We start from the raw sequence: 20,877 nt of genomic DNA, 5'->3' as shown, positions 1-20,877 counted from the left end.
AAAATCCTAACTTTTTCATTTATTAGAGATAGATAGGTTTGGAGGTGGAAGTTTTTTGACCAAAGCTTTTTCCGATACTGATGTTATAGATATTGTCACGAGAGTAAATGGACAAGTTGATTGTAGAATACACTTTCAGCTTACCACTGATTGTATTACGGAGGAAGGATTTACTAAAATCACTTATACAATTACCAATTTCCTGGATTCAACATCTAGCATTGCCTATTTTATGGTGGATGAACAATTATTTACGTTTGAATCCGGTGTTAATCCAGGGAGTATCGGCAAAATTCATTTTAAACGAAATGGTTCATGTGAACCAGCGATGGGTGCTGTTTATATTGAAACAGACACTCAAGGATTTGAATTCGGCAATTTATCCACCGCAGTAATTAAAAAGGCGGTAACTCCTAGCGAATAACAGATATAAAGAAGACTTCCGATTTGGAAGTCTTTTTTAATTGATGAACTAGTATGATTTGTATTTTTTTCCTCAGACAAAGAAATAATGTAAAGGATTTCATACTTATTTGGGGGAAGAAAAATTGGAAAGAGAAAAAAGCTCAAACTTTCATTTACTTCTGCTATTCTTTGTCGTTGCAGTATTTATTTGGTCCGCCATTAAACCAGCTGGTTATATAATATGGACAATGGAAGTTCTTCCTTCCCTTGTTATATTAATCATTGTAATTTCAACCTATAAAAAATTTCGTCTTACTTCATTATCTTATCTCATCATTTCTATTCTTTCGATTTTAACGTTTATTGGCGGACATTTTACATACTCAGAGGTGCCGCTTTTTAATTGGATTAAAGATTATTTTGATTTAAAAAGGAACAACTATGATCGTTTTGGGCACTTCTTAAAGGGGTTGTTTGCCATTGTCATTAGGGAAATGTATATTCGAAAAAGCCCGATTAAAAAAGGGTTTTGGCTAATATTTGTAATTTTAAGTACTTCAATGTTTATTAGCGCGTTATTTGAAATTATTGAATGGTTATCTACAAAAATAGGTAGGGGTGGAAAAGCTGCAAAAGAGTTTTTAGGAATGCAAGGGGATATCTGGGATTCGCAGTGGGACATGTCATTAACATTCGTTGGATCCATCCTTACACTGATCTTTCTGTCAAAAGTGCATAGCAGGCTTTTAAAAAAATAATTGGATTCGACCACTAAAAACATTACTATAATTTTATTATGTTAACTTGCGATTTAAGTTATAATTGAAATTAAATGGTGATTAAATGAATAAATATTTTCAGGCGGATGGGGAAGACCCATTTATTTTGTTTTCACTAACTCATTTATTAACATTATCATCAGTATTTTTCATTGTTATATTAATTTATTTCTATAGGAAATCATTAAGAGCTGAGAAGTTGAACTTTAAGGTGCGAACACTTCTAGCTACGGTGCTAATACTCTCGGAAATTAGCCTCCATATTTGGCTTTGGCGAGTTGGTGAATGGACAATTCAATATTCATTGCCTTTTCATTTAAGCAGTATATCTATCATTTTGTCAGCAGCCTTGCTCTTGACAAAGAGTAGCCAACTCTTTGAATTTACTTATTTTGCTGGAGTAGGAAGTGCTTTGCAGGCAATGATTACACCTGATTTAAGTTTATACGCTTTCCCACATTTCCGTTATGTTCATTTTTTTATTTCTCATGGAGGGATTGTAGTTGCGAATATGTTTTTTGTTTTTGTGGAGCAATACAAACCAAAATTTAAAAGTATTTGGAAAGCATTTTTATATTTAAATCTGTATACATGCTTTGTTTTTTTACTAAACTATTTTGTTCATGGTAATTACATGTATATTTCTAAAAAGCCAATGAATCCTTCAATATTAGATTATCTTGGACAATGGCCATACTATTTAATACCATTAGAATTTATTGCTTTAATCACTTTTTTTATCTTATATTTACCTTTTGGGATTAGTTATTATCTTGGTAAAAACGGAAGTCCTTTAAATTAGAATTATTGGGTGATAGAAGATGAGTATTGATATACTAAAAGCCAGTATTAATACGATAAAAAACGCAGAAAAAATCGTTGTTTTAACAGGTGCAGGCATTAGCACTGAATCCGGAATTAAGGATTTTCGGTCCAGAAAAGGTATTTATCAATTGGCACCGGAATATATCCTGTCAATTGATTATTTTTATCAGCAGCCAAAAGAGTTTTATCAATTTGCTTTGGAAAACCTTTATCATCCAGACGCAACCCCAAATTCAGGCCATATGATTTTGTCTAAGTGGGAACAGGCAGGGAAAATTCAGCAAATCATTACTCAAAATATTGATGGTCTCCATCAGAAAGCAGGCAGTAAAAACGTTATTGAGTTCCATGGAACCATGAAAACAGCATCCTGTCAGAATTGCGGAAAAATCTATCTAACCGAAGAAATATTAATTCGCCTTAAAAATCTAGAAGAATTCTATGTCTGTGACAATTGTGAAACTATACATAAGCGAAATCGTTACATAAAACCTGATGTAGTGTTATTTGGGGATACCGGTGAATGGTTCACCGTTGAAGGATTTAATACAATCCATAACATGATCAATCGAGCGGATTGCCTATTAGTATTGGGAACTAGTTTAAAAGTAACCCCTTTTTCCACTTTTCCGCAATATAGAAGGCATGGTGTGCCAATGATTATTATTAATAAAGGAGATACACCTTATGACTTCGAGGCAGATACATATGTCATTCAGGATTCAATAGGAAAATCCTTATCCCAAATCCATACCGCTATAAAAGAGTGTTAGAAATCATAACACTCTTTAGGACACAATTTTAAACTTGTATTATACTTAAAAAAAAACAATCGATTCTGCCATCATACAAAACATATAAATATTTCAGCGAATGATTTAACCTTTTGTCCAATGACAGTTGGATTTGGTCAATTATAATATAAGATAGGAAGGTGGGGGTTGTTTTCCCAATATTTTTTGGTGGTGATGCCTGGGAAGAGTGAATACTTACGGTTTATATTTTTGTAATATTCCCACAATTTTATTTGCTGCCTTGGTCTTTATATGCTTATTACTTTTTTAATCATGATTGCAACAAACCAAATCAAGGGGGAATTTTGTTGAAAACACAAATTGAACAAAATGGGATTGTTACCCTGACACCTGAAGCAGCAAATGGTTTGAGCAGCAGTCCTATGTGGAATGATGACCTGCGGCCAACTACCACGAAGGAACATTCATGGAAAGGTATTAATTTTGCTACACTTTGGATTGGTATGTGTTTGTGTATCCCAGCCTATACGATGGCAAGCGGATTGATTTCTTTAGGTATGAATTGGTGGCAAGCCATCTTAACCATTTTCCTTGGCAATGTTATTGTTCTTATCCCCATTCTATTAAATTCACACGCTGGTACCAAATTTGGAATTCCTTATCCTGTATTTGCACGTTTATGGTTTGGCTCTAAAGGCGCCCATATCCCTGCATTAGCTCGTGCGGTTGTAGCAGCGGGATGGTTTGGGATTAACACATGGATTGGAACGGGTGCGATTGATACGCTTTTATCTGCTTCCTTTTCAGCATGGAAAAACCTTCCTGGCCACACTGCGATCGTTTTCGCTTTATTCTGGGCCTTAAACGTTGCCGTAGCGTATAAAGGGCCGCAAGCCATGAAGGTACTAGGTTTAATTGCTTCTCCTGTTGTTGGAATCGCCTCCATTATTCTTCTTATTTGGGCATTTACACATGCCGGAGGCTGGGGACCGATTTTATCAACGCCATCTAAATTCGCAAGCACGGGGGATTTTTTAAAAGTATTTTTCCCAGCATTAACGGGTGTCATTGCTTTCTGGGCAACACTTGCCCTGAATATTCCAGACTTTTGCCGATACGCTAAAAATCAAAAATCACAAATGGTTGCGCAAAGCCTATCGCTGCCGCTAACCATGAGTATTTTCTCATTTATTGGAATTGCTGTTACATCTGCAACTGTGGTTATATTCGGCACTGCCCTTTGGGATCCGGTCCAGCTGCTTGCTAAATTCCCGCCATTTGTTATCTTTTTGGGCACTTTAATCATCGTTATTGCTTCCTTAACCATTAATGTTGGTGCGAACATTGTTGCACCTGCCCGCGCGATTGAGAATCTAAATCCAAGAAAGATTACCTTCGGTCTTGGCGCTTTGATTACTGGGATTTTTGCAATCCTCATGCAGCCATGGTACATCATGGAGAACTTCGGTAACTATATTTTTGGCTGGCTTGGAACATATGGAGCATTACTTGGTCCAATCGATGGAATTGCCATTGCCGATTACTGGCTTGTCCGTAAAAGGCAAATGGCACTTAGTGAGCTATATGATGTAAATGGTCGATATAGTTATACTTCTGGTTTTAATAAAAATGGTGTTTATGCCTTAATCATTGGTGTAGCTATTCCTGTACTTGGTTTATTCATTCCGGGCCTTCACTTTTTATGGGATAATGCCTGGACATTTGGATTGTTTATCTCCATTTTCGCCTACACCTATTTAATGAGAGGCGACCAAAGCGTATTGAAACCAGGAGAATATGAAAATATCACAAGCTTCAAATCCAAAACTCCTGGCAATAAATCGGATTCTGCGGCAGGTACAGAAACTGAATTTTATTATTAAAAAAGTAAGGATTTTTACCCCTTCAATGGCGTGTTGAAGGGGTTTTTTTAATTTTAGATCAAAGGAAATATGATAAAATAATTTTAAACTATTTGAGGAGATTTGAATATGGAGAAGCCAATTTTGGTTTATAGAGGGGAACATTTAGAAAGTACACATGATTTACATGTTGCTGTAGTAAATAATGAGGGAAAGCTTCTTTATTCATACGGAAATCCCAGCAGACTTACATTTCCACGGTCTTCAATGAAGCCGTTTCAAGCGGTACCATTAGTAGAAACAGGTGCGGCGGAAAGATTCAACTATACGGATGCTGAGCTTTCGCTAAGCTGCGCTTCCCATAGCGGTGAAAAAATTCATCGGGATTCGGTACTGAACATCTTGGCTAAAAGTGGGTTAGCAGAAAAAGCATTGCAATGCGGAACACACATTCCCAGGGATCATGAAAGCTATAAACAGCTCATTCGTGAAGGGAAGGAATTGACTCCTGTTTTTAGCAATTGCTCCGGAAAGCATTCGGGCATGCTTGCAACAGCAGTGCATACGAATGAAGATATTGGAGGTTATCGTGAAATTTATCACCCAGTACAGCAACGAATACTTGTTGTGATTGAAGATATTTGTGAAGTTCCGAAAAATGAAATCAAGCTTAGTGTGGATGGCTGCGGGGTCCCTGTCCATCAATTGCCGCTCAATCATGTAGCATTAGGGTTTGCTAGACTCGCAAAACCCGTTGGTGGCCATGCATCAGCATTAGAAATCATTCGAAATGCGATGATAAAGCATCCTGAAATGGTAGGAGGCAAGAACCGCTTTGATACTGATTTAATGAATATCTTTAATGGACGGATTGTATCAAAAGCGGGTGCTGAAGCTGTACAATGCATTGGTTTAGTAGAAGAAGGGATTGGAATTGCGATAAAAGTGGAAGATGGGGGAGAAAGGGCAGCCAGCGTTGCAGCAATGGAAGTATTAAAACAACTCGGCCAGGTAAATGAACAAATCAATCAAACTTTAAAAGATTACGCTCATGCTCCTATTTTTAATGCTAGAAATGATAGAATTGGAGTTATTATGCCTAATTTTATCTTAGAAAAATGAAAGCGGGGATAGTAAAATGCCGGATTGGTCCTATCATACACTTTTTAAGCCAATAGTATCCCGGCTCCCAAAGACTGTGGGCTGAGAGTTTATTCATCGAGGGATGAATATGATTGCATCTCTCCCAGGCGGACCTAATTTTATCGAATTTTTAGGCCATATGGCTCCATCACCATTACTTCAAAAAAATATTTTAGGTCTTACTTTTTCAAGTTCAGTAGGATTAAGCGGGAAAATAGATCCTTCATTATCAGGATCAGCGTCTTTTTCTAATCTTGGATTTGGTTTTATTGAGATAGGTCCCATTTCCCGTTTGCCAAATGATGCCGATAAATATGCCCGTTTTTCAAAACAAAGAGATGAAATCATGTTTCCCACTCCACTCGAGTCGCTCGGCATGGAGAAGTCTATTCGAAAACTGGAAAAGTTTAAGCCTTTAAATAAACCAATTTTTATCCGAATAAGCTCCGAGGTTTCTGTTGAAGAATTACATAGCTTGTTACCGTCTCTTTCTCCTTATGGAGATGCCATAGTCTTGGAAAAATCATTCGACCATGAAGAACTGCTAGTGTTTAAGGATTTAATTTCCAATAAACCGATTCTACTTTCTGTCCCGGCAAACAAGCTTTTTGAAAAAATTTCTGAGTATTCTAGGATGGATGGGATTATTTTAGAAGAAAGGGCTGGGAATGAACTAACTTTCCTAGATAAGCAAAAAGAACTTATCCAATCATTAAGATTTCTTAAATCCAACGGCTTTTATAAAATACCAATCATTTTATCAGGTGGAGTCTTGGAACCAGAAGATGCCCTGGAATTATATGCAGAAGGTGCTGATCTCATTATGCTTTCAGGGGGCTATGTCCTTTCCGGTCCGGGTCTCCCGAAAAGAATAAATGAAGCCTTTGTGGACCAAATGGATAACGAGCGGGAAATGGTTTCCGGCTGGATCTGGTATTGGTTATTTGGTCTTTTCATTACTATTGGCGGTATTCTTGCTTTGCTTTTTAGTATGACAACGGTGATTCTCCCATATGATGAAGCCTTTTTAGGATTTTCCCGAGAGGAATTAATGGCAATTAACCCTAATTTTATTTATTTTATGGCCCATGATCGCATGACGCTGGCTGGAACGATGGTCTCCGGTGGAATCTTATATATGCAATTAGCACGTCATGGAGTGAAGTATGGAATTCATTGGGCACGAAAAGCGATAAACATTGGGGCGGTTGTTGGCTTTTTAGGGATATTATTGTTTATTGGCTTTGGTTATTTTGATTGGCTTCATGGACTATTTTGGTTTATTCTTTTTCCTTTTTTTATTAATGGGGTACGAAAAACCAAAAAGTCTATCCACACACCGATTTCGAAAAATCGAACGAATCATCCATCATGGAAAAAAAGCCTCTGGGGACAGCTTTGCTTTGTGGTTCTAGGATTTGCTTTTATTATTGGGGGAATGCTTATTTCTATGATTGGAGCCACAAATGTTTTTGTCCTGACGGATTTAGGGTTTATTTGTATGACTCCTGATCAAATGTATGATTTAAACAGGAGGCTTATTCCCCTGATAGCTCATGACCGTGCTGGGTTTGGCAGTGCCTTATTAAGTGTCGGCTTGCTAGTGATCATGATTGCATTGTGGGGATTTCATCAAGGCGAGAAGTGGGTTTGGAATTCGTTGCTAGTTGGGGGTGTGCCAGCATTTTGTTCCGGCATTGTCACTCATTTTGTAATCGGATATACCACATTTATCCATCTTCTTCCTGCGTATTTTGCTTTATTTTTGTTTGTGATGGGATTAACACTCTCTCGGCAGTTCTTTTTTGAGACAGATCGAAAATAGTAAGTGGTTAACATTCATGAGGACAGAAATCGTGAAAGGTAAGCTAAAAGTTGTCCTCATGGGGCGTTCATGAGGACAGAGTTCCTGAAAGAACAGCGACACCTGTCCTCATAAAACGAGCTATCCCAATTTCAAAAGCGTAATAAATTTTTTCTTAAATAAAATAATAAAATAGTCTACTTACTAAGCAGCTGCTGAGCAACAATATACCCAGATCCACCATTAATTCCATGTCCCGGCCAGGTTGCGGCGCCCAGCATAAATAAGTTAGGAATTTCTGTTTGATGGCTTGGCTGTCCTGGAAGCGGCCGGAACAGATAGCTTTGAGAGAGATCATGCGCTCCGCCGTATGGATCACCAGGACCAGCATTCGGATTAAACTGGGCTATCGATTTAGGAGTCACGACATGTTTAGCAAGTATCGCTCTTGGAATATTAGGAATATGTTTACTGACTACATTAAGGACCCTGTCAGTAAACATCTCCGCTAAATCCTTCGTCCATGTTCCATCCCCAACATTAATTTTTCCAGCGGCATCACCACGCGGACGGCATGGCACTTCAAGCACCTGGATTCTCATAATTGCCTTTCCAGCGGGAGCGCGGGTCGGATCGAGATTGGTAGGACAATCAACAGTAAAAGTAGGCTTCTCTGGCAAAAGGTCTGCCATCCCTTGTGCAATTGCCATCGTAAAACCATCCAAACCATCTGTTAAATGCGGCTGTCCAACTCTATTAAAACGCTCATCAAGCCATTTTGGCGCTTCGCTCAATGCAAGGTTGATTTGCACACAGCCTCGTCCGTAACGATAATTTTTAGCTTGAGTGCGAATTTGTGGTCGTATTTCTGTATCTTTAAGTAGCGACAAATAGAGTTGATCTGGAGTAGTGGATGCCACTACAGAGTGAGAAGCATGATATTTCTCTCCATCTTTCGTGCGTATACCGACCGCACGGCCGTCTTTTACCAGTATCTCGTCAACAATGGTGTTTGTCCGGATAACCCCACCCAAATCCGTCACCAATTGGGCCAGAGATTTAGCAAGCATTTCGCTTCCACCTTCCGGTATCGGCATACCGCCGCCCATTAATGCCATCACGGTAAGCGGGACCCAGATTCCGCTGCCGACTTCGTCAGGCGTTCGTCCGAGATGGGTTACCCAAGAAGCAATCATTGCTTTTAAAACCGGAGATTTAAAGGGAGCTACGGTGTTTCGTGCAGTAGAGAACAGTGACGCGGCAAAAGGTGAATAGCCACTCCCACTTTCGTTATGCATAAGTCTATTTATTACCGCCAATGAGTCTGTGCGAGATAAATCGACATTAAATAATGAAAAAACATCGTTAACGTATGGCTGCAATCCTTCAAACATTTTGGCGAGTTCGCCACCGTCTCCTGGAGCCAGCTTATCCGCTTCTGAAATGAAATCCTCAAAGGCACGCGGGAGGACAGCTGTCCTGCCGTCTTCCATCGATACGCCTGTGGGTAAATCGGTATTTATATATCGGAGTCCCCGTGCTTCCAGCAAGGGACCCAAATCAGCATAGGCAGGTCCGGTTAAGAATAGGGGATGGGCAGCTGAAAATACATCATGCTTGAATCCCGGTAACGTTAATTCCTCGGTCCGGAGAAACCCGCCAGGCCGGTCGTTTTTCTCAAGCACTAGTACACTTCGTCCTGCTCTAGCTAAATAGGCTGCGGTGATTAAAGAGTTATGTCCGCTCCCAATTAAAATCGTGTCAAAAGTCCTCAATGGAAATTCACTCCTAAAAAATAGATTAGTATTCATCCAAATAAAATTACGCTCGTAAATGTTTCTTTAGTACTAAATCGAGAAAAAAACAGGTAGAAAATAATAGGTGAAATTTCAAAGTTATAAACTTTCCCATCTTAGCAAAGGATAAAGTAGGAGGTGAAACAATGGAAAAAAATAATTATGAATCTGAGGAACAGCGAGAGGAAATAACAGATCCGGAAGAGATTTTGAATAGAGTAAATCAAACATTTGATAAAATTTCCCAGGATGTAAAAAATATGATTAATGAAAATAAATTATCCTAACGCCAGTGATGGCGTTTTTTTAGTGTTACTGAAGAATTTCAGCCTGTTTTATCTTTAATAGAAACCTTCTAGAAATTTTGTATTTTAAATCCATCATGCTATACTTTAAACGCCATTAATTGGTTAAAAATGAGAGCGGAGGAAAATATTATGTATACCTCGATTAATGAATTTATTCAGGAATGGAATCAAGAAGCTGCTTCAACACAAAAGCTCATGGATGCACTGACAGATAGTTCCCTACAGCAAATGGTGACGCCGGATGACCGCAGTTTAGGGAGAATTGCCTGGCATGTTGTAACAAGTACACCAGGAATGCTTAATGAGTTCGGAATTAAAGTGGATATGGTGGAAAACGATAACACAGTTCCAACATCAGCAAAAGAAATTGCGGAAGCTTTTCGAAAAGTAAGCGCTGACACGATTGATGGTGTTCAGAAGCAATGGACAGACGATACCTTAAAGGAAATGAAAAATGTGTTTGGGATGGAAATGCCGAAATCCGTGACTCTTTCGCTTTTCCTTAAACATCTCATTCATCATCGCGGACAAATGACAGTGCTCATGCGTCAAGCTGGAATCACAGTTCCTGGAGTTTATGGTCCTGCTAGAGAGGAATGGGTCCATATGGGTATGGAAGCGCCTGTCATTTAAAAAAAAACCTAAACAAAATCAAGCATACTGGAAACAGTGTGCTTTTTTATTTAATGGAAGGGAATTTGCCTTAATTAGTTGAATATAACAAGTAATAAACTTTGAAACAAAGGTGGTCCAAAAATGAGTGCGATTCCAAGACCTGCATCAACGGTAGTATTAATGAATCAACAATCTATGGTCTATCTGACAAAAAGACCTGAAACAATGAAATTCATGGCAGGGGTTTATGTTTTCCCGGGTGGAGCAGTAGACAAGGGGGATGAAGTCCAAGATTTTCAAAATGAAATAGTTGGCAACCGAAATGAATACTTTGAGCTTGCGTATTATGTTGCCGCAGCAAGAGAACTATTTGAAGAGGTAGGAATTTTACTTTGCAGCGCTGAAGACGGTTCCGTATTTCTTATGGATTTGGAAAAAGAGAGGGAATACCGCCGTCAGCTCATTAATGGGGAACTTACTTTCTTGCAAATGTTAAAAAACGAAAGACTTCAATTTAATCTGGAAAGTTTGCACTATTTTGGCCATATCATTACACCAAATGTTAGTCGGATTCGCTTTGATACTCGTTTTTTTATTGCCCAGCTTCCAGAAGGGCAGCTGCCAAAACCTGATCAAAAAGAAATTAGCGACGCCAAATGGATTTCACCTGCAGATGCCTTATCAGAATATCATAATGGCAAGATGCCTTTGCCTCCACCCACCATTCATACATTAAAAACCATTGCAACCCATCAATCTAGTGAACCTCCTATCATGCCTAAATTTAATAGTAACGATTATAAGCTTTTATTTTAGTGAGTAATAGGAAAGATCTGATAATACAAAACCTTCTTTCATTAATTTAATCAAATGGGCCTCAGTCGTTCTTTTTGCCACTTCAAAAACACTTGGGTGAGGAAGCTTGGCGTAAATAATGTTAGTTAATTCAGTTGAAGTAAGTCTCTTATGAATGTCGAGAAGCTCCTTGATTTGGTTTTCTCGAAAAAGTCGTCGATTTATCACAAAATCAATTTGTTCGTAGGGTATATATACCCAATCACCATGCCCGGGACCGATTTTTGTTAGGGCCAATTTCTTTAACCGATTTAATGTATGAATATAGTCCGACATATCACCGTCTGGAGGACCAATCCATGAGGTTCCTTCTGCAACAATATTATCTCCAGCAAGTAGAACCTTTTCAGACGGGATATAGAGGTTTAATTGCCCCGCTGTATGACCTGGAGCGTGAAGAATGGTTAGGTCATGGCCAGCTACAGAAACAATATCTCCATCATTTAAAAAGGATAATTTGCTCCATGGTGAAATGGCCTCAAGTGTCATTTGTTTTTCAAGTGGATGGCAATAAACAATAGGGTCCCAATCGACTAATTGACGAACACCAGGCGCATGGTCCGGGTGCCAGTGTGTCAGTATGATAGTCTTAGGAATGGCCAGGCCATTTTCTTCTATCGCTGTCTCTAAATCTATTTTTGTATTAGGTTGATCAAATCCCGCATCTATTAAAATACTTTCCTGGCTGTTTCCGATTAAATAGCAATTAGTAGTCGTATGCGGAAGCAATGTGGGTGTAGAGATTGGTACACGAATAATTTGAAAGCCGTTTCCTTTTTGCAATGCTAACATCCTTTCATCCATTTAGGCACTCAATAATTATTTTCTTAACATATTCATCGTGTAAACGAAGAAATCCTGCCATATAGTTGATAATTAAAAAGGATAGTTGAGCATTAACGGCTCGAACTATCCTTTTCCTTTGTTTGGCCATTTTTTATTCAGTGCATTAATAAAGGTTTTTACATTCCTTTTGTCCTCCATAATAGGCGCAATAATATAGGAAAGCGTGCGGGTAAATTGATGGTTTTTTACCTTTATAATAGAAAGAAGTCCCTGCTGAACATCTCTTTCAATCACACTATGGGAAAGAAGTGATAGCCCTGTTCCATTTATTAGAGTTTCTTTTATACCCTGACTGCTACTAATCGATAGAAGAGATTTCACCTTTAAACCATTCGATCGGATTACATGATTGAGATATTCCCTTGTACCTGAACCTAATTCTCTGGAGACCCATGCTTGATTTTGAAGGTCGGTCATCGTCACTTCCTTTTTTTTCACAAGTTCATGATTGTTTGATGCAATAATAAATAATTTATCCTGCATAAATGAATGAACGGAAACTTCTTTTTCATTGGTTTGGCCTTCAATCAGGCCAATATCAACCTGATACAAACGAACAGATTGAACAATTTCCTCCGTATTTCCGATTATGACATGGAGGTCCAATTTGGGATAATCATTTTGAATATCAATCAGAAGCGAGGGCAGGATGTATTCGCCGATGGTAAAACTAGCGCCAATCTTTAATTCGCCTTTAATGGAGTCGTGATGTTCTAAAATATCTTGTTTCGTCTGTTCGTAAATGGTGATCATTTGCTTGGCACGATCATATAAAATCTCCCCGGTCGGTGTAATTTGTAAGAATTTTGGAGATCGAAGAAATAATTTTGTCTGGAACTCTTTCTCCAGATTTTTTATATGCAGGCTGACACTTGGCTGGGACATTAGAAGTAATTCTGCAGTTTTGGTGAAATTTTTAACTTCTGCAAGGGTAACAAATGTTTTTAACTCTTCATAATACAAAAATATCCCGCCTTATTATTAGTAATATTAATAGTTCTGATTATTAATATTTATTTTACTAATTCCTTGTCTTTCGGTAAAGTTATTATTACGAAGAAATTTTATTAAAACCGACTTGACTTATAGGAATAGTAAAACTATTATAATAGTAATCAATTTTTTGTCAGATGAATTTTAAATTTCAAAAAATGATATTTACCTTTGTGGGGTGATTTTGTTGCAACTTCAAGTATTGAACAGTCCGTTTAATCAAGAGCAGGCAGAACTCCTTAACCGTATATTGCCAACATTAACAGAATCTCAAAAAGTTTGGCTAAGCGGGTATCTTGCTGCTTCATCAACGACATTAGCTTTTGGTGCATTAAATGCACAAACATCCGTTCTTCCGAATCAAAGTACTGGAAAGAATATTTCAAAAGAGGTGACCATCCTTTATGGTTCACAGACTGGGAATGCCAAGGGTCTTGCTAATAAGACGGGCAAGGAGCTTGAAGGGAACGGATTTAAAGTAACTATTTCTTCCATGAGTGATTTTAAAGCCAATAATATTAAAAAGGTCCAGAATCTTCTTATTATAGTAAGTACACATGGTGAAGGGGATCCGCCTGACAATGCCCTATCATTTCATGAGTTTCTGCATAGTAAAAGAGCACCGAAGCTTGATGACCTCCATTTTTCAGTTTTGGCACTTGGAGACAGTTCTTATGAGTTTTTCTGTCAAACAGGTAAAGAATTTGATTCGCGGTTGGAGGAGCTCGGCGGCACACGGTTATATCCGCGCTTTGACTGCGATGTTGATTATGATGAACCTGCATCCGAATGGCTTCAAGGAGTACTTAGCAGCTTAAGTGAGGCTGAAGGCAGTAATGAAGCACCTGTTACGGCAGCGGCAACACAGGTAGTTGAATCTGTATACTCCAGATCAAATCCGTTTAGAGCAGAAATTCTTGAAAATATTAATTTGAATGGCCGCGGTTCCAAGAAAGAAACGCGCCACCTTGAAATCTCACTTGAAGGTTCTGGACTTTCGTATGAACCAGGGGATAGTCTCGGAATTTACCCTGAAAACGACCCTGCACTTGTTGAACTTCTATTGGCAGAATTGAAATGGGATTCTGAAGCTGGGGTAACTCTCAATAAACAAGGGGACATTCTCTCCCTAAAAGAAGCCTTGAAATCGTACTATGAAATTACGACTCTAACGAAACCTCTTCTACAAAAGGTGTTGGAGTTAACAGGTAATGAAACCCTACAGGAGCTTTTAGCTCAAGGAAATGAGGAAAAACTAAAAGCCTATATTCATGGACGTGATTTAGTGGATTTCGTTCGTGATTTTGGTGCATGGGGTACCTCGGCCCAAGAATTTGTTTCGATTCTTCGGAAAATCCCAGCTCGTTTATATTCAATTGCAAGCAGTTTATCTGCGAGCCCAGATGAAGTACACTTAACAATCGGTGCCGTTCGATATGATGCCCACGGCCGTGAACGAAAAGGTGTTTGCTCGATTTTAACAGCAGAACGTCTTCAGCCTGGTGACAAACTGCCTGTTTTTATTCAGCATAATGAAAATTTTAAGCTTCCTGCTGCCTCGGATACTCCGATAATCATGGTCGGTCCAGGGACAGGTGTAGCTCCATTCCGTTCCTTTATGAAGGAGCGTGAAGAAGCAGGAGCGGAAGGGAAAGCTTGGATGTTCTTCGGGGACCAGCATTTCGTAACCGATTTCCTTTATCAGACTGAATGGCAAAAATGGTTGAAAAACGGTGTCCTGACAAAAATGGATGTTGCTTTTTCACGTGATACAGATAAAAAGGTGTATGTACAACACCGCATGCTTGAACAAAGTAAAGAATTGTTTGCTTGGCTGGAAGAGGGTGCAGTGGTTTATATTTGCGGTGACGAGAAACATATGGCGCACGATGTTCATAACACTCTTCTTGACATTATTGAAAAAGAAGGCGCTATGAGTCGTGAAAACGCTGAAGCTTATCTTGCCGAGCTCCAGCAGCAAAAACGTTATCAGCGTGATGTATACTGATTTGGATTGAAGGGAGTTTTTCAACATGGTGAACAAAACTTTAACAGCGCCAGCAGGAAAGCCCAGTGATGTTGAGCGTATTAAAGAAGAAAGCAATTATTTGCGCGGAACGTTAAAAGAAGTAATGCTTGACCGTTTAAGCGCTGGAATTCCTGATGATGATAATCGTTTGATGAAGCATCACGGAAGCTATTTGCAGGATGACCGGGATCTGCGCAATGAACGTGCAAAACAGAAACTAGAACCAGCGTATCAGTTTATGCTGCGTGTTCGGCTGCCGGGCGGTGTTGCGACACCGGCCCAATGGCTAGTGATGGACGAGCTGGCAGATAAAAATGCAAACGGCACATTAAAGATCACTACACGTCAGACTTTTCAAATGCATGGTATTTTAAAATGGAATATGAAGAATACAATCCAAACGATTCATTCAACACTAATGGATACTATTGCTGCCTGCGGTGATGTAAACCGGAACGTATTGTGCAGTTCTAATCCATATCAATCTGAAATCCATACAGAAGTATACGAATGGTCGAAAAAGCTGAGTGATGATTTACTGCCGAGGACAAGAGCCTACCATGAAGTATGGCTCGATGAGGAAAGGGTCGCTGGTACGCCGGATGTAGAGGAAGTTGAACCGATGTACGGTCCGCTTTATTTACCGCGTAAATTTAAGATTGCAATCGCAGTTCCCCCAACCAATGATATCGATGTATTTTCAAATGACCTTGGTTTCATTGCGATAGTGGAAGATGGGAAACTAATCGGCTTTAACGTGGCTATTGGCGGCGGAATGGGCAGCTCTCATGGGGACAAAGCGACCTATCCGCAGCTGGCAAAAGTAATCGGCTTCTGTAAGCCGGAACAGCTATATGATGTGGCTGAAAAGACGATTACGATTCAGCGCGACTACGGAAACCGTTCTGAACGTAAAAATGCACGCTTCAAATATACCGTTGATCGTCTTGGTCTGGAAACAGTCAAGGAAGAACTGGAACACCGTTTAGGCTGGAGTCTGGATGAGGCAAAGCCATACCATTTTGACAGTAACGGCGACCGTTACGGATGGGTCAAAGGTGTGGGTGGTAAGTGGCATTTAACCTTGTTTATCGAGGGTGGACGCGTTAAAGATTTCGCTGATTATAAGCTAAAGACGGGCTTACGTGAAATTGCTAAAATCCATAATGGTGAATTCCGTTTAACAACGAATCAAAATTTGATTATTGCCAATGTATCAAGCCAGAAAAAGAAAAAGATTAACGAATTGATTGAACAATATGGCTTGACTGATGGGAAATATCATTCAGCACTACGCCGGAGCTCGATGGCTTGCGTGGCTCTTCCAACTTGCGGACTAGCCATGGCGGAAGCAGAACGTTACCTGCCTGTACTGATGGATAAAATCGAAGAGATAGTCGATGAAAACGGCCTGAGGGACCAAGAAATCACGATTCGCATGACGGGGTGTCCAAATGGATGTGCACGTCCTTCTCTTGGTGAAATTGCCTTTATTGGTAAAGCCGTAGGGAAGTATAATATGTACCTAGGAGCTGCCTTTGACGGCAGTCGTTTAAACAAAATGTACCGTGAAAACATTGGTGAAGAAGAAATATTAAGTGAACTTCGTGGACTTCTTTCACGTTATGCGAAGGAACGTGAGGATGGCGAGCACTTCGGTGATTTTGTGATTCGTGCAGGTATCATAAAAGCTACCATAGACGGAACAAATTTTCACGATTGATGAAGGTATGTAACAGACAGGGATATGTATCTCTGTCTTTTTTTTTGGCTAAGGTTAAAAGTGCTCGGTAACGATCACTTAAGCGCTCTGTGTTACAGGGATATAGGAAGAGTTTTTTTCATCCCATTTAAAAATTCCATCTTGTAATATTATTTCTGTGTCGAAAGGGCGTGAAATTGAAACATTCCCTTGGGAAAAACGGCCCATTTTTTCAATCAACTCTGTTTTTAATTGGAGTAATTCCTTCTTAGTTGCAATTCGAATAATCTTATCTATTGTAATTTTCTTTTCACTAATTCCATTTCTTTTACAAATACTTTCTTGAAAACTCCTGTTAAATTGAATCATCAAAGATAAATCCTCTATGCATGCTACTCCGAATACCTCTTTAATAATATTTCCGTATCGAAGCTGATAGTCAGTAGCAAATTTAATCATATTCTGCTCGGGATTTTCTAATATATAGACAGATTGAATTTTATTTATCATCAATAGCATCCTTTCATTTGTGGTCTGGACTATTTGGATAATTAATTTAGATACTATATTAATGATACCATAATAATGATTTTTGCAGTTGTAGTGAGGATTGAGAAATAGTGTCTGATATTTTTAAAACACATTTCGAATTCGAAGCGAGAATTTGTCTTTATGAAAGCGTTTTTTCTAAATATTTAGAATATTATGCTTGCTTATCTGATTGCTATATTATACTATTACAATATTACTAATCTAAACTAATAAGAAGGAAGCGACTTACTTTGAATTATCCATTTGCACCTCAAACCAAAACCTATGAATCTTCTGCGGTAAGAGACATTTTAAAGGTGACCCAGCAAGGGCACGTTATTTCTTTTGCAGGGGGATTGCCAGCTGAAGACATTTTTCCGATTGATGAAGTAAAAATTGCCTATGAAAAGGTGTTCGCATCGGGAAAATCTTCCTTGCAATATGGTTTAACAGAGGGCTACACACCACTTCGAGAGGCCATTCAAGCCAAAATGGCCCAAAAGGGGATTGCATCTGCACCTGAAAACATTTTGGTTACTACGGGTTCCCAGCAGGTTATCGACCTGTTTTCCAGGATTATGCTAAGCCCAGGTGATATAGTCTTTACGGAGGATCCTACCTATCTATCAGCCTTGCAGGTTTTCAGGTCTTACGGGGCAAATGTTATCGCCGTCAGCAGTGATGAGCATGGAATGGTACCCGAGGATTTAGAAACAAAAATGAACCAATACCATCCAAAATTTGTTTATATTATACCAACTTTCTCTAATCCGGATGGAAAGGTATGGAGTAGTGAAAGACGGCAAGAACTATTAAATCTTTGCTATAAATATAATGTACTAGTACTTGAGGACGATCCATATGGAGATATCCAATTTCATGAAGAGGAGCACTATCCATCCATAGCAGCTTTTGATAAGCAGCAAAGTCACGTCATTTATACGAGTACCTTCTCAAAGTCGGTCGTCCCAGCTCTTAGAACAGGGTGGGTTACGGGACCATCAGAAGTCGTGCAAATGATGACAAAAGCGAAACAAATGAATGATTTGCATTCCAGCAGCCTTGATCAACAAGCATTATATTATTTACTGCGCGATTTCAATCTTGATGGGCATATCAAGCATATTCGAAATGAGTATTATTATCGAATGACAATTATGAGAGATTATTTGAATAAGCTTGAGCCCGGCTTGTTTACATGGAAAGAGCCAAAAGGCGGTATGTTTTTGTGGGTGGAAGGGAATGAAGAATTAAATACAACCCGTTTACTTTCCCAAGCTGTCGAAAAAGGTGTAGCCTTTGTCCCTGGTGCTCCGTTCTATGTTGACCAGCCTAAACACAACACGTTCCGCTTAAATTTCAGCCACTCAAATCCTGAAAAAATAAAGCTAGGCATGGATCGATTAGTAGAGGTTTTGTTAAAGCCAGCAGTCGTTTAAGATGGGGTTCTTGAATGAAATTCTCCTTTTATGTAAAGTTTATTAAGGTAATTAATTATAAAAGGATGGAATAAGAATGGCTTTTATCGGGATTGTTATTATTATATTATTGGTATATTTTCTAATTATTCGCCCGCTTACCCACCGGAATCGTACACAGGTTTATGAACCAAGAAGGAATTATTATGAACCTAGAACGGACTATTATGAACCGCGTGGAAATTTTGGTCCAGGGCATAGTGGATTTGGCGGAATAGGGTCATTTGCCGGAGGAATGGCAGCGGGGGCGTTACTGACTTATTTGTTTAATCAGGGCAGAATTGGTTTTGATCAGTATCATGCGTTACAGCAATTACAAGATCATGAAATCATACAAGAACTTATGGATCAAAATATCATTCAAGAACATGAAATTGACCAGCTGCAGGAGGAAATTGGACAGGGCAGAGGGGATGAGTCGTCAGATTGGGATAGAGACGGCCGTGATGACGATTTCAAAAATAATGATCAAGATGATCTCCAAGATAATGATGATTTTGGAAATTGGGATAACGGTGATGATAATTGGGTTTAACATGGAGTGCCTTCAACATCCTTAAATGGATGTTGAAGGTGCTTTTTTAAATGTTACAGAATTGTGAACAAGAGAGTTAGCAGCTGTTTTTTTTCCAGACATATAGAAGGATAAACACTATCTATAATAAAATAAAGGTATATCGACTAAAGCAAGGTTAGTCATCATGATTCTTAGAACAGAATCCAAATAACAGCCAGAAAGAGGTTGATGGTGATGTGGCCTTTTGTAAATAAGAAAAAAATAATGGACGAAGAAGTTAACCCCAGTTATATAGCAGTAAAAGAAGTAACTGAGGAAAAAGAAATTGAAAAAATAGCCATTAAACTGAAAGAAGTTCTAAACAACACGTCTAATGATATTATTATTTTATGTGTTGGTTCAGACCGTTCAACAGGAGACTCGCTTGGCCCCTTTGTTGGATCCATGTTGAAGGAAAGCAAACTCCCCATAATTGTATACGGTACATTGGAAGAGCCAGTACACGCGTTAAATATTCATAAAATTCTAAATAAAATCAATCAGATCCATCCTGCCCCTTTTATCTTAGGGATTGATGCCTGTTTAGGTGATAAAAAACAAATTGGTTCTATTATTTTGAAACAAGGTCCGCTTATACCGGGTTCCGCATTAAATAAAGTATTGCCAGGGGTAGGGGATTACCATCTAAAAGCAGTTGTAAATAGTCTCGATTCCTATTCGCCTCTCCAAAGCTTAAACAGCACGAGACTTTTTACGGTCATAAAGCTTGCTGAAATTATCTCTAAGATTATTTCACGAGCAGTTTTAGAAGAATCTGTGTCAATTAGGAATTTATTAATGGTGGAAGATTAATCCAAATTATTTGAAATAACTAAAGCTAGTAGGTTATAATTATTACAATTTATAATAGAGAGAAAGCGTGATAAACATTGGGGAACAATTGGACAGAGGAAAACCTAATCTCATTGCGGGAACGGGTCTATATCCACATCAAAGACCTTATCCTAGAGGGTGAATTTAAAACGGGAGACCGGCTTGTGGAACGTGAACTGGCAGAAAGACTCAATATTAGCCGCACACCAATTCGGGAAGCCTTATTTAGATTAGAATCACAGGGATTTGTGAAAACTGTGCCTAGAAAAGGGGTTATTGTCGCTGATATTTCTGAGAAGGAAATTATTGAAGTATTTACGATCCTCTCTTCTCTAGAAGTTTTAGCTGCAAAATTAGCTGCACAAAAATTAGATGATGAAACAAAAAGTAAATTTAATGCCCTTATAAAAAAGATTGAAGAAGGTTTAGCAAGTGAAAATGATGCAGATTTTTCACATTTACACGGGGAATTGAACCATCTTTTATACAGTTCCGCTAAAAATACAAAGCTTTATGAAATATTAAGTGGATTGTCTGATTATATTAGTGCTTTTGCAAAAACAGGATTTAAAAATCCTGGCCGCGCCGTACAGTCAATGGAAGAGCACTTGAAAATAATGGAGGCCATCGTTAATCAAGAAATAGAAATGGCTGAATTCTTGACCAAAATCCATATAGAAAATTCTAAAAAGGCCTATATCGAGGCAGTCCAGCATTCAAAAGAAAAGCGAAAAGGGTAAAAGGAAACTCCATCTAAAAGT

20 protein-coding genes are annotated in these 20,877 nt (G+C 38.8%); 16 read left to right on the top strand and 4 right to left on the bottom strand.

Annotated elements, in window-relative coordinates; genetic code table 11:
• The first annotated feature begins 55 nt into the window (after positions 1-55).
• From LC455_RS10625 to LC455_RS10595, 7 genes are all read left to right on the top strand, one after another.
• Positions 56-424 carry a hypothetical protein gene (locus tag LC455_RS10625; RefSeq protein WP_223590635.1) on the top strand — a complete coding sequence of 123 codons (369 nt, stop codon included), beginning with the start codon at positions 56-58 and terminating at the stop codon, positions 422-424.
• Between the two features lie 124 nt (positions 425-548).
• Positions 549-1,163, top strand: coding sequence for a DUF2238 domain-containing protein (locus LC455_RS10620; RefSeq protein ID WP_223590632.1), 615 nt, complete (start codon positions 549-551; stop codon positions 1,161-1,163).
• An 85-nt stretch (positions 1,164-1,248) separates the two neighbouring features.
• Entirely contained in the window at positions 1,249-1,986 is a 738-nt protein-coding gene (locus LC455_RS10615) for a YwaF family protein (RefSeq protein ID WP_223590629.1), read from the top strand.
• Between the two features lie 19 nt (positions 1,987-2,005).
• Entirely contained in the window at positions 2,006-2,782 is a 777-nt protein-coding gene (locus tag LC455_RS10610; RefSeq protein WP_223590626.1) for an NAD-dependent protein deacylase, read from the top strand.
• 329 nt (positions 2,783-3,111) lie between these two features.
• Positions 3,112-4,647, top strand: coding sequence for an NCS1 family nucleobase:cation symporter-1 (locus LC455_RS10605; protein WP_223590623.1), 1,536 nt, complete (start codon positions 3,112-3,114; stop codon positions 4,645-4,647).
• A 108-nt stretch (positions 4,648-4,755) separates the two neighbouring features.
• Entirely contained in the window at positions 4,756-5,748 is a 993-nt protein-coding gene (locus tag LC455_RS10600; protein ID WP_223590620.1) for an asparaginase, read from the top strand.
• A 109-nt stretch (positions 5,749-5,857) separates the two neighbouring features.
• The gene (locus LC455_RS10595) at positions 5,858-7,594 is read left to right on the top strand and encodes a dihydroorotate dehydrogenase (protein ID WP_317851426.1); all 1,737 of its coding nucleotides are present in this window, start codon (positions 5,858-5,860) and stop codon (positions 7,592-7,594) included.
• Positions 7,595-7,770: 176 nt separating this feature from the next.
• Here LC455_RS10595 and LC455_RS10590 read toward each other — a convergent pair whose 3' ends face one another.
• The gene (locus LC455_RS10590; RefSeq protein ID WP_223590618.1) at positions 7,771-9,348 is read right to left on the bottom strand and encodes a phytoene desaturase family protein; all 1,578 of its coding nucleotides are present in this window, start codon (positions 9,346-9,348) and stop codon (positions 7,771-7,773) included.
• 167 nt (positions 9,349-9,515) lie between these two features.
• Between LC455_RS10590 and LC455_RS10585 the strand changes: the two genes are divergently transcribed.
• The 3 genes from LC455_RS10585 (at position 9,516) to LC455_RS10575 (ending at position 11,108) form a co-directional block, all read left to right on the top strand.
• On the top strand, positions 9,516-9,656 hold the full coding sequence (locus LC455_RS10585; RefSeq protein WP_223590614.1) for a hypothetical protein: 141 nt from the start codon (positions 9,516-9,518) through the stop codon (positions 9,654-9,656).
• 150 nt (positions 9,657-9,806) lie between these two features.
• Positions 9,807-10,310, top strand: coding sequence for a DinB family protein (locus LC455_RS10580; protein ID WP_223590611.1), 504 nt, complete (start codon positions 9,807-9,809; stop codon positions 10,308-10,310).
• A 123-nt stretch (positions 10,311-10,433) separates the two neighbouring features.
• The gene (locus LC455_RS10575) at positions 10,434-11,108 is read left to right on the top strand and encodes an NUDIX hydrolase (RefSeq protein ID WP_223590609.1); all 675 of its coding nucleotides are present in this window, start codon (positions 10,434-10,436) and stop codon (positions 11,106-11,108) included.
• On the opposite strand, the gene LC455_RS10570 is transcribed toward LC455_RS10575, so the two are convergent.
• A complete protein-coding gene (locus LC455_RS10570; RefSeq protein WP_223590607.1) occupies positions 11,100-11,939 on the bottom strand; it encodes an MBL fold metallo-hydrolase in 840 nt (279 codons plus the stop codon). The genes LC455_RS10575 and LC455_RS10570 overlap by 9 nt on opposite strands.
• Before the next feature lie 117 nt (positions 11,940-12,056).
• Entirely contained in the window at positions 12,057-12,956 is a 900-nt protein-coding gene (locus tag LC455_RS10565) for a LysR family transcriptional regulator (RefSeq protein WP_223590606.1), read from the bottom strand.
• A gap of 217 nt (positions 12,957-13,173) precedes the next feature.
• Here LC455_RS10565 and LC455_RS10560 point away from each other — a divergent pair, with 217 nt between their 5' ends.
• The gene (locus LC455_RS10560; RefSeq protein WP_223590604.1) at positions 13,174-14,994 is read left to right on the top strand and encodes an assimilatory sulfite reductase (NADPH) flavoprotein subunit; all 1,821 of its coding nucleotides are present in this window, start codon (positions 13,174-13,176) and stop codon (positions 14,992-14,994) included.
• Positions 14,995-15,019: 25 nt separating this feature from the next.
• Positions 15,020-16,738, top strand: coding sequence for an assimilatory sulfite reductase (NADPH) hemoprotein subunit (cysI, locus tag LC455_RS10555; RefSeq protein ID WP_223590603.1), 1,719 nt, complete (start codon positions 15,020-15,022; stop codon positions 16,736-16,738).
• 78 nt (positions 16,739-16,816) lie between these two features.
• Here the strand turns inward: cysI and LC455_RS10550 are convergent, their stop codons facing one another.
• Positions 16,817-17,227 carry a hypothetical protein gene (locus tag LC455_RS10550; RefSeq protein ID WP_223590601.1) on the bottom strand — a complete coding sequence of 137 codons (411 nt, stop codon included), beginning with the start codon at positions 17,225-17,227 and terminating at the stop codon, positions 16,817-16,819.
• 272 nt (positions 17,228-17,499) lie between these two features.
• On the opposite strand from LC455_RS10550, the gene LC455_RS10545 reads away from it, so the two are divergent.
• The 4 genes from LC455_RS10545 to LC455_RS10530 all read left to right on the top strand — a co-directional run bounded on the left by LC455_RS10545 (position 17,500) and on the right by LC455_RS10530 (position 20,856).
• Positions 17,500-18,687: an aminotransferase-like domain-containing protein gene (locus LC455_RS10545; RefSeq protein WP_223590600.1), complete on the top strand. Its 1,188-nt coding sequence runs from the start codon at positions 17,500-17,502 to the stop codon at positions 18,685-18,687.
• Positions 18,688-18,763: 76 nt separating this feature from the next.
• Positions 18,764-19,261 (top strand): hypothetical protein, encoded by a 498-nt coding sequence (locus LC455_RS10540; protein ID WP_223590597.1) that lies wholly within the window; start codon positions 18,764-18,766, stop codon positions 19,259-19,261.
• Positions 19,262-19,477: 216 nt separating this feature from the next.
• Positions 19,478-20,095 carry a spore protease YyaC gene (yyaC, locus tag LC455_RS10535; RefSeq protein WP_223590595.1) on the top strand — a complete coding sequence of 206 codons (618 nt, stop codon included), beginning with the start codon at positions 19,478-19,480 and terminating at the stop codon, positions 20,093-20,095.
• Positions 20,096-20,172: 77 nt separating this feature from the next.
• Positions 20,173-20,856 carry a GntR family transcriptional regulator gene (locus LC455_RS10530; protein WP_223590593.1) on the top strand — a complete coding sequence of 228 codons (684 nt, stop codon included), beginning with the start codon at positions 20,173-20,175 and terminating at the stop codon, positions 20,854-20,856.
• The last annotated feature ends 21 nt before the right edge of the window (positions 20,857-20,877 follow it).

The sequence above is a fragment of the Neobacillus bataviensis genome (assembly GCF_019969725.1).
This window is presented reverse-complemented; position numbering and strand designations above follow the sequence as displayed.